The organism is Pseudomonas sp. TJI-51, assembly GCF_000190455.2.
GTDB classification, from domain to species: domain Bacteria; phylum Pseudomonadota; class Gammaproteobacteria; order Pseudomonadales; family Pseudomonadaceae; genus Aquipseudomonas; species Aquipseudomonas juntendi.
In genome coordinates this window covers 65651-75472 of record NZ_AEWE02000010.1, presented here as the reverse complement: position 1 = coordinate 75472, position 9822 = coordinate 65651, and the positions used below count along the sequence as shown (strand labels likewise).

The 9822-nt window shown below is 64.4% G+C and carries 9 protein-coding genes; 3 read left to right on the top strand and 6 right to left on the bottom strand.

Annotation, left to right across the window (positions count from 1 at the left end):
* The first annotated feature begins 227 nt into the window (after nt 1–227).
* From G1E_RS02555 to G1E_RS02545, 3 genes are all read left to right on the top strand, one after another.
* On the top strand, nt 228–1415 hold the full coding sequence (locus G1E_RS02555; RefSeq protein WP_009681766.1) for a porin: 1188 nt from the start codon (nt 228–230) through the stop codon (nt 1413–1415).
* A 138-nt stretch (nt 1416–1553) separates the two neighbouring features.
* Nucleotides 1554–2717 carry a nitric oxide-sensing protein NosP gene (gene nosP, locus G1E_RS02550; RefSeq protein ID WP_009681767.1) on the top strand — a complete coding sequence of 388 codons (1164 nt, stop codon included), beginning with the start codon at nt 1554–1556 and terminating at the stop codon, nt 2715–2717.
* The gene (locus G1E_RS02545) at nt 2686–4581 is read left to right on the top strand and encodes a NahK/ErcS family hybrid sensor histidine kinase/response regulator (RefSeq protein ID WP_009681768.1); all 1896 of its coding nucleotides are present in this window, start codon (nt 2686–2688) and stop codon (nt 4579–4581) included. Before nosP ends, G1E_RS02545 begins: the two co-directional genes overlap by 32 nt.
* 52 nt (nt 4582–4633) lie before the next feature.
* Here the strand turns inward: G1E_RS02545 and G1E_RS02540 are convergent, their stop codons facing one another.
* The 6 genes from G1E_RS02540 to G1E_RS02515 all read right to left on the bottom strand — a co-directional run bounded on the left by G1E_RS02540 (nt 4634) and on the right by G1E_RS02515 (nt 9797).
* Nucleotides 4634–5299, bottom strand: coding sequence for a response regulator transcription factor (locus G1E_RS02540; RefSeq protein ID WP_009681769.1), 666 nt, complete (start codon nt 5297–5299; stop codon nt 4634–4636).
* A gap of 58 nt (nt 5300–5357) precedes the next feature.
* The gene (locus G1E_RS02535; protein ID WP_047149590.1) at nt 5358–5918 is read right to left on the bottom strand and encodes a PQQ-dependent catabolism-associated CXXCW motif protein; all 561 of its coding nucleotides are present in this window, start codon (nt 5916–5918) and stop codon (nt 5358–5360) included.
* A gap of 140 nt (nt 5919–6058) precedes the next feature.
* Nucleotides 6059–6850: an ABC transporter permease gene (locus G1E_RS02530; RefSeq protein WP_009681771.1), complete on the bottom strand. Its 792-nt coding sequence runs from the start codon at nt 6848–6850 to the stop codon at nt 6059–6061.
* The gene (locus tag G1E_RS02525) at nt 6847–7587 is read right to left on the bottom strand and encodes an ABC transporter ATP-binding protein (protein WP_009681772.1); all 741 of its coding nucleotides are present in this window, start codon (nt 7585–7587) and stop codon (nt 6847–6849) included. The genes G1E_RS02530 and G1E_RS02525 overlap by 4 nt, the downstream gene beginning before the upstream one ends.
* Nucleotides 7584–8573, bottom strand: coding sequence for a YVTN family beta-propeller repeat protein (locus G1E_RS02520; RefSeq protein WP_009681773.1), 990 nt, complete (start codon nt 8571–8573; stop codon nt 7584–7586). The genes G1E_RS02525 and G1E_RS02520 overlap by 4 nt, the downstream gene beginning before the upstream one ends.
* Nucleotides 8574–8603: 30 nt before the next feature.
* Nucleotides 8604–9797 carry an ABC transporter substrate-binding protein gene (locus G1E_RS02515; protein ID WP_009681774.1) on the bottom strand — a complete coding sequence of 398 codons (1194 nt, stop codon included), beginning with the start codon at nt 9795–9797 and terminating at the stop codon, nt 8604–8606.
* Nucleotides 9798–9822 lie beyond the last annotated feature (25 nt).

Here is a 9822-nt window from a genome sequence, read left to right as displayed (position 1 = left end):
GGGCCGCAAGGCGGCCCCGGTTCATTCAGGCGTATTGATACCCGCCTGCCACGCCTGCCTACACCCTAAGTCTTGCCACCCCGACCCAAACAGGTCCCAAGACCAAATCACCGCGCCACACCCTCCGCCCCAAAGCACCCGCCAACCCACGCCAAAGCAGCGTTCCGGGTGGCCTGCCGGCTTCTGATAATCGCCTCCGACACCCTGTCCCCCGTTTGGAGCGCGCCATGCACAACAACAAAAAGCACCTGCCGCCTCGTTTTCTCGCTGCTGCCTTCGCCAGTGTTTCCGCCTTGGGCCTGAGCGGTGCCGCCGAGGCCGAGATCATGCTGTACGACAAGGACCAGACGACATTCTCTACCGATGGCTACATCAACGCCTTCTATGTCAACAGCAAGGTCGACCGCGAGGGCGAGCAGTTCGACCGGCGCCAGTCGCGGGTGAAGATGGGCTTTTTGCCCAACTACATCGGTTTCAACATGGGCAAGCAGGTAGACGACCTGAAACTCGGCGCGCGGGCGTCGTTCTGGGTCACCATCAACGACAGCGAAACCAACGGCACCGATACCGCCATCGACGTGCGCCAGTTCTACGGCACGGTGGCCAACCCTGAGTGGGGCGAAGTGCTGATCGGCAAGGACTTTGGCCTGTTCGCGCGCTCCAACATCCTGTTGGACGAGCTGCTGGCCGGTTATGGCCAGGTCAGTGACACGCTGGGCCTGGTGGATGGCGGCGGGGTGTCGTTCGGCAACATCGGCAGCGGTTATCCCTATCCGTTTCCCACCTCGCAGATCACCTACCGCACGCCGGTGATGGACGGCCTGCGCGTGGCGGTCGGCATCATGGACCCTGTGGATACCAACGACAGCAGCCCGACCGGCAAGGCCTACCAGGAAAACCCACGCACCGAGAGCGAAATCACCTACCAGTTCGACCTGGCGGGGGCGCAGATCTACAGCTGGGTCAACGGTAGCTACCAGACCTCGGACAACACCGACTCGACGGTCAAGTCCGTCACCTCCAAGGGGGTCGGCTATGGGGTGCAGGCGAAGCTGGGCGGCTGGTCATTGACCGGCTCTGGGTTCCAGGCCAAGGGCATCAACCCGTTCTTCACCAATAACGCGGGCGAGCCGGTGTTGCGTAATGTGGACAGCGACGGCTACCTGTTACAAGGCTCCTACAAGTTCGGCAAAAACCGCGTGGCGCTGTCGTATGGCAAGACCAAGGACGATGGCAACGGTGCGGTGGGCAGCGGTGCCGACTACAAGACCCGTGGCGTAGCGTTGTTCCACGACGTCAACGACAACCTCAAGCTGGTGGCCGAGTACAACCAGTTCTCCATCGATGGGCATGAGGGCAGTGCGCAGAATGAAGACACCGATACCTTGGCTGTGGGCGCGGTGCTGACCTGGTAAGCACGGGGCGGCAAGGCAGGCGCAGGTGAAGCTGGCACTTACACCCTTGGAACCGCCCACCCGCTACCCAAGTAGCATTCGCCCCACGTACCCGGCTTCGTACACTGCACCTTCAGCCGCCCTGCGCCGGAGACTTTGATGCAACAGGCCCTCAACGACGGTGTGCTCAGCGCCATGTCCCAGGCCACCGATGCCCGGTTGGCCGCCCAGGACCTGGCGCGACAGCTACTGCACCCCCACCTGGGCCTGGTGCTGTTTTTCTGTTCCGCCGAATACAACCTGCAGGAACTGGCCCAGGCGTTGGAACAGGGGTTTGGCGGCATCCGCCTGGTGGGGTGCACCAGTGCCGGCGAAATCACCCCTCAGGGGTACGGCCGCAACTGCGTGACCGCGCTGGGCTTCGATCACCGGCACTTTTCCATCGCCACCGGGCTGATCGACGAAATGGAGCACTTCAGCCTCATCGATGCGCAACAGATGGTCGAGCGCCTGGTCGGCACCTGCCGCAGCAATTCGTTGGCGCCGATCAAGGGCCACAGCTTCGCCCTGACCCTGCTCGACGGGCTGTCCAGCCGGGAGGAAATGGTCCTCGCTGCCCTCAGCGCGGCGTTGGGGGACATCCCGCACTTCGGCGGTTCGGCCGGCGACGACAACTACCTCAACCGCACGCATGTCTACCACGGCGGCGCCTTCCACAGCGGCGCAGCGGTGGTGGTGCTGGTCAACACCTGGCTCGACTTCGAAGTGTTCACCACCCATCACATCCAGCCGCGCCAGGAAAAACTGGTGGTCACTGGCGCCGACAGCGGCCAGCGCCGGGTATTCGAGCTGAATGCCGAACCCGCTGCCGAGGAATATGCCCGGCTCATCGGTGTGCCGGTGGCGGCGCTCGATTACCGGGTGTTCGCCGCGCACCCGTTGGCCGTGCGCATTCACGACCAGTACTACATGCGCGCCGTCCAGCGTGTGCACGATGACTTGAGCCTGAGTTTCTACTGTGCCGTGGAGAACGGCATCGTGCTCACGGCCATGACCCCAGGGCCGTTGCTGCCGAACCTGCATGAGCTGTTCGACGGCCTGCACCAGCGCCTGGGCCCGCTGTTGTTGACCATTGGTTGCGACTGCTTCCTGCGGCGTCTGGAACTGGAGGGGCAACACAGCCTGGAACTGGTGGGGGCGTTTCTGCGCGAGCAACGGGTGATCGGGTTCAACACCTACGGAGAACAGTTCAATGGCATGCATATCAACCAGACCTTCACCGGCGTCGCCATTGCCCGCAACCGGCCTCCTGTCGGTCGCTGACCTGCAGGCCGAGGTGGCCCGGCTGCAGCAGCAGAACCATAAGCTGCAGCGCATCAATGGTGCGCTGATCGAACGTGTCGAGTCCGGGGTCACCCGCGGCAACGACCCGTACGCGGCGTTTCAGCATTCGGTGGTGCTGGCCGAGCAGGTGCGCGAGCGCACCGATGCGCTGAGCCAGGCCATGGCCGAGTTGAAGGCGGTGAACCACCTGCTCAGCGAGGCCCGGCAGCGGGCCGAGACCGCGCACCAGCACCAGATTCGCCTGATCACCGACAACGTTCCGGCGTTGATCGCCTACCTCAATGCCGACCTGGTCTATGAATTCACCAACAAGGTGTATGAGGAATGGTACTGCTGGCCGCGTGGCGTGATGCTGGGGCAAAGCCTGCGCGAGGCCCACAGCGAACAGCACTACCAACGCCTCGAGGCCTATGTGACGCGGGCATTGGCGGGCGAGAGCGTGACCTTCGAGTTTGCCGAAACCAACATCAAGGGCCAGGAGCGCTACATGCTGCGCTCCTATGTCCCCAACCGCCTGGCCAGCGGCGAGGTGGTGGGTATCTTCGTGTTGATCCGCGATATCACCGAGCGGCGCAATACCGCGCAGGCATTGCACCAGGCCTATCAGCACCTGGAGCAGCGGGTGCGTGAGCGCACGGCGGAGCTGACCAGCCTCAACGACCAGTTGCTGCAGGAAATTGAAGAGCGCAGCCAGGCGCAAGCGCGGCTGCGCGAAGCCAAGCGCGAGGCCGAACAGGCCAACCTGTCGAAAACCAAGTTTCTGGCTGCGGTCAGCCATGATTTGCTGCAACCGCTGAATGCGGCGCGGCTGTTCACCAGCGCGTTGCTGGAAAGCCGCGAACCGCAGCACAGTGCCCAGTTGGTCCGCAATGTCAGCAACTCGCTGGAGGATGTGGAGAGCCTGCTGGGCACCCTGGTCGACATTTCCAAACTTGATGCGGGCGTGATCAAGGCCGATATCGCGCCTTTCGCGCTCAGCGAGCTGCTGGACAACCTGGCGGCCGAATATGCCCAGGTCGCGCGTAGCGAGGGCCTGGCCCTGCATTTTGTGGGGTGTTCGGCGGTGGTGCGCAGTGATATCCAGCTGTTGGCGCGCATTCTGCGCAACCTGCTCAGCAATGCCATCCGTTACACCCGCAGCGGGCGGGTGGTGCTGGGTTGCCGGCGCCTGCGTGGCGGCCTGCGGATCGAGGTGTGGGACAGCGGCATCGGCATCGCCGAAGAACACCTGGAGGAAATGTTCCAGGAGTTCCGGCGCGGTGATGTGCAGCGCCCTGAGCAGGATCGCGGGCTGGGCCTGGGCCTGGCGATCGTGGAGAAGATCGCCGGTATCCTGGGCCATCGCATCCGCGTGCGGTCATGGCTGGGCAAGGGATCGGTGTTTGCCGTCGAGGTCCCGTTGAGCACCGTTGCGCCCAAGGCGCAGCCGAGCCAGCCTCTGTGCGAGCCGATGTTCGAACGCCTGCGTGGGGCGCAAGTCTGGGTGCTGGACAACGATGCGGCCATTTGTGCCGGCATGCGCACGCTGCTCGAAGGCTGGGGGTGCAAGGTGATCACCGCGCTGTCGGAGGAAGACCTCGCGCGCCAGGTAGACAATTACCACGCCGAGGCCAACCTGCTGATTGCCGACTACCACCTGGACAATGACTGCAACGGCCTCGACGCGGTGGCGCGGATCAATGCCCGCCGCACCCAGCCGCTACCGGCGCTGATGATCACGGCCAACTACAGCAACGACCTCAAGCAGCAGATCCGTGAGCTGGGCCATACCCTGATGCACAAGCCGGTGCGGCCGTTGAAATTGAAGACTGCAATGAGCCATTTGCTGGGCAACCAAGGCTAGGGCCGGGTGTGCTATGGGGGCTGCAACGCGGCCCCCATGAAGCTGGAGACGGTCAGCGCCGCAGGTAGTCGGCGAAGTCGATATCGCCCGCACTGAGAATGGCCTGCACGCGGTTGTGCACATTGAGCTTGCGCAAGATCGCCGACACATGCGCCTTGACCGTGGTCTCGGCGATATCCAGGGTGTAGGCAATCTGCTTGTTCGATTCCCCCTTGGTCATGCGTTCCAGTACCAGCAACTGCTTGCGGGTCAAGGCCTGGAGCATTTCCGGCGGGAAGCTCGGCGCATCGTTCTGGCGCCGGCCGGTGCTGCTTTTCTGCGCGCGGATGATGTCGGGCGGCAGGTAGACATTACCGTTGAGGATCTGCTCGATCGCCTCGATCATCTGTGCGCGCGGCGAGGACTTGGTGATGAAACCCACCGCGCCGTAGGTGATGGCCTGCAGCACGATCTGTTTCTCCTGTTCGGCCGACACGATCACCACCGGCGTGGTCGGTGCTTCGTTGCGCAGGGTGATCAGGCCGTTGAGGCCGTGCATGCCGGGCATGTTCAGGTCGAGCAGGATCAGGTCGAGGTCGTCATGCGCCTGGGTCAGCGCCAGGGCGCTGTCCAGGTCGGCGGTTTCCATGACCTCGCTGCCTTGGAACCCATCGCTGATGACGTTGTGGATGGCTTCGCGAAACAGGGGGTGATCGTCGGCAATCAGAATTTTGTACATGGCCTTTTCACCTTGTTTTTATTGGATGGAGCAGGGCACGCAGTGGCAGTTGAACAGATCAGGGCAAAGGCACCGGTTGCGCCGGCTGCAGCGGCAGGTTGGCCTGCTGCCACGCGTCAACGCCGTCGCGGTACCAGTACAGGTTGTGGTAACCCAGGGCTTTAGCGCGTTTTACCGCGTTCCAGCTCAGCCAGCAATCGGCGCGGCAGTAGAACACCACAGGCTGGTCGGGGTGCCCGGCGGTGGCGCTTTGCAGGTTGTGCGCAAAGTACGCCTGCCAGGCCGGGCTCAGCTCGCCATCGCCGGTGTTGGCCAGCCACAGGCTGCCGGGAAGGTTGGCGTGCGGCTCGTCTTCGATGAAGCGGCCCTGCAGCCACTGGCGGCGGTACACGTCGATCAGTACCGGCCGCGGCTGCTGGCTGAGCAGGCGTTGCAATGTGGCGGTGTCTACCACCTGGCCGCCGTCGACCTGCGCTGGGGTCGGGCTGCGGTAAAGGGTGATGCGGTAACCGTCGGCAGAGAACAGCGGCGCCGTGTCGGCCTGGGCGGTGCCCAGCGTCAGGCTCATTGAAAGTGCCGCCAGCAAGGGGCGTGGCAGCCGGGGCAGGGCACATGGCATGGGGTTCTTCCTTTTTGTTATGAACCCATTACATGCCAGTAGCGGTGCTGTGTGAATGCGACGATAGACAGTAAATGCAGTACTAAAGTAGTAGATGGCTTAGCGCCGCCCGTCAGCCTTGGCCGCGTCAGGCCACAGGATCATCGCGGCTTGCGCAACGCTGCGTGCTGGGGGTTGAAGGTGGCAATCGCCAGCAGCGTGAACAGCACCGTCAAGCCCAGGCACACCGCCAGCGCCAACAGGTTCAGGCGCTGGTACAAGGCAAACCGCACCAGCTCCACGGCATGGGTGAACGGGTTCACCGCGCACAGCCAGTACAGCCACTCGCTGGCTTCGCGCATCTTCCACAGTGGGTACAGCGCCGAAGACAGGAAAAACAGTGGGAAGATCACGAAATTCATCACCCCGGCAAAGTTCTCCAGCTGGCGGATGGCGTTCGACAGCAGCAGCCCCAGGGCACTGAGCATGAACGCCACCAGCAGCAGCGCCGGCAGTGCCAGCAGCAACCCCGCCGCCGGCGGTTGCACACCGTACACCCAGGCGATGGCGAGGAACGCGTACACCTGCAGCAGGGAAATGAGCGAGGTCGCCAGCAACTTGCTGGCCAACAGGAACGGCCGCGGCAGGGGGCTGGTCAGCAGCACGCGCATGCTGCCCATTTCCCGGTCATAGACCATCGACAAGGACCCTTGCATGCCGTTGAACAGCAGGATCATGCAGGCCAGCCCCGGGATGATGTACACCTCGTAGGGGATGTAGGTGTCGTACGGCTCGATGATGGCGATGCCCAGCGCTGCCCGAAAGCCGGCGGCGAACACCAGCAACCACAGCAACGGGCGCACCAGGGCACTGAGCAGGCGCGTGCGCTGCAATACGAAGCGCAGCCATTCGCGCAGCATGATGCCGTTGAAACACTGCCAGTAGGCGTTCATCGGGTGTGGGCTCCTGAAGGCTGCCGGGTCAGGTGGGCAAAGGCATGGTCCAGGTCGCCGCCGTGCTGCAGGCTCAGGGCATCGGCGGTACCGCTGGCCACCAGGCGCCCTTGATGGAGAATCAGCAGGTCGTCGCTAGGCTGCACTTCGTCCAGCAGGTGGGTGGTCCACAGCACACTCAACTGCTGCTGGCGGCACAGCTGCCGCACGTGCTGGTTGAGTGCCAGGCGGCTGGCCGGGTCGAGGCCGACGCTGGCCTCGTCGAGCAGCAGCAGGCGTGGCTCGTGCAGCAGCGCACGGGCGATTTCCACCCGTCGGCGGTGGCCGATATTCAGCTCGCGCACGCTGTGGTGGCGGCGCTCGCCCAGGCCCTGGCGCGCCAGCTCGGCCTCTACCCGCTGGTTGCCCTGGCGCCGTGACAGGCCATGCAGGGCGGCGTGGTAGCGCAGGTTCTGCTCCACGCTCAGGTCCAGATCCAGGGTGCTCTGCTGGAACACCACGCCCATCTGCCGCAGCGCCGGGCGCGGGGTGTCGCGCAACGAGCAGCCGCACACCCGGATATCGCCGTGCTGCAGGTCGTACAGGCGGGTCAGCAGGGCGATCAGGGTCGACTTGCCGGCGCCATTGGGGCCCAGCAACGCGGCAAAACGGCCCGGTGCCAGGCTGAAACCGACCTGCCGCAGCGCCTCGCGCTGGCCGTAGGCGAAGCTCACATCGGCCACCTCGAGGGCGTTCATGGGGTGACCACCACGCCCCAGGGGTAGCGCCCGACTTTCACCGATTTGAGCACCTTGAGGTTCTGCGTATCGATTACCGATACATCGCCGCTGACCCCGTTGGTGGCCAGCAAGCGGCGCTGGTCGGGGGAGAACGCCAACTGCCAGACCCGCCGCCCGACCAGCAGGTAATCGAGCACCTCGTAGGTCTTGGCATCGATCACCGCCACATGGTTGGCCGGGCCCAGGGCGACGAAGGCATACTTACCGTCCGCGCTGAGCTTGATGCCCACCGGCTGGACCTTGTCCGGGTGCACGCCCTTGATCTGGAAGTTCAGGGTTTTCAGCACCTGGCGCGTGGCAACTTCAAGGACAGTCACCGTGCCGCCGATTTCCGCCGAGGCCCACAGCCTGGAACCGTCCTGGCTGAATTCGACGAAGCGCGGGCGCTGGTCGACCAGGGTGCTGTCGGCCAGGGTCTGGGTGCTGGTGTCGATCCAATGCAACATGTTGGTGGTTTCGCTGGTGTTGACCGCCCATTTGCCATCGGGGCTGACGGCCATGCCTTCAGGTTCGATACCGACATCGATCTGCCCCAGTACCTGGTCGGTCACGGTGTCGATCACGGTCACCAGCGCATCGTCTTCGTTGGAAACGTACAGCCAGCGGTCGTTGGGGTGCAGGGCGAACTGCTCGGGGTCCTTGCCAGAGGGCAGTTCCTTGATGATCTTGCGGGTGGCCACGTCCATCACCTGTACCCGGTCGGAATCGCTGGCGCAGATGTACAGCAGCTTGTTGTCATGCGACAGCAGCAGCCCCCGAGGGCGTTGCCCGACCGCAAGGGTTTCGGTGACCTCCAGGGTCTGCAGGTCGATCAGGCTGAGGCTGTTGTCCTTTTCGTTGGACACCCAGGCAGTGGCGGCCAGCGCATGCCCGCAGGCCAGCGCCAGGGCGCCCGTCAGCAGGCTGGGGTAGAGCAGGGCGCGGGAAAGCAGAGGGCGGCGCATGGCGTATTCCTTATTGTTGTGGTTGTCGGCTCAGGGGTACGTGCAGGTCACTTCGGGCTTGTCGTAGCCCAGGCTGTCCATTTCGTTGAAGGGGTGCAGGAAGCCATCTTGTGGCGAGGTGCTGACCAGTGCGCGAGGCTGTACCAGCGCAATCGGTTGGCGTAGCTCGCCGTTCCAGGGCCGGTAGCTGAGCTTGCGGCCCTTGAAACCGTCCAGGGGCAGTTGCTCGCTGAGCAGCAGCTGTTGCAGCGCCCGTGGGTCGGCCTGGCGCAGTTTGCTGACCGCGCTGGCAATGCTGCGCACGGCCATCCAGGCGGCGAAGTCACGGTCGTTCATCCAGCGCCCGGCCTGGGCCTCGAAACGTTTTTGCAGTTGCGCCGCGCCGAAGGTTTCCACGGTCTTGTGCCAACCGGTGGGGGTCAACCCCTGGGTGCCCGCCACTGGCCGCGGGTACCAGGTCTGGTAGGGCAGGTATTCGCCAAAGTCACCGCGTTCGTCGGCCACCAGCACCACGTCGTACTCGGCGGTTTGCGTGAACAGCGGCATGTCGGCCTGGGCGCTGCGGCGCTGGTCGTTGTCGAAGGTCCAGGCTTTTTCCGCGACCAGCTGCACGCCGAAGCGTTTAGTCGAGCGGCGCAGGGCGGCGGCGTAGGCCTGGTCATCTGCGGTCTGGCCGACCACCAGCAGCGCGCGTTGCCATTTGCGCAGCACCAGGAACTGCACCAGCGCATCGGCGAGCATTGCCCGGCCCGGCAGGCTGTGCAGCACGTTACCCAGGCACTGGCTGCTGCGCAGGCTGTCGTCGGGGCTGCCGGCATTGAACAGCAGGCTGTCGGGCAGCGCCGCGGCCAGCGCGCGCAGGCTGGTGGCCGGGGCGTTGACCACGAACAGGCGCAGGCCTTGGTCGTGTTGTGCTTGGGCCGCCTGCAACAGCGCCTCGGGGCTGTCCACGTTGGCGCGGGTCAGCTGGAACTGTTGCTTGAGAAAACGGCCGGTGCTGTTGCTGTCGACGATCGCCAGCTCGGCGCCTTGCAGGCCAGCGTCGGCCGGTTCGGGGATGATATTGGACAGCAGCGGGCCCGGGTCGGGCCGGTAGCCCAAATAGCCGATGCCCACGTGCAATAGGGCGTCGGCCTGGCCCGCAGCGGCCGACGCATGGGGCGCGGACAACACGGCGATCAGGGCCAGCAGGCAGAACAAGGCAAGGTGGGCAGGCTGGCGCATGACACACTCCACGGCAGATGGCGCC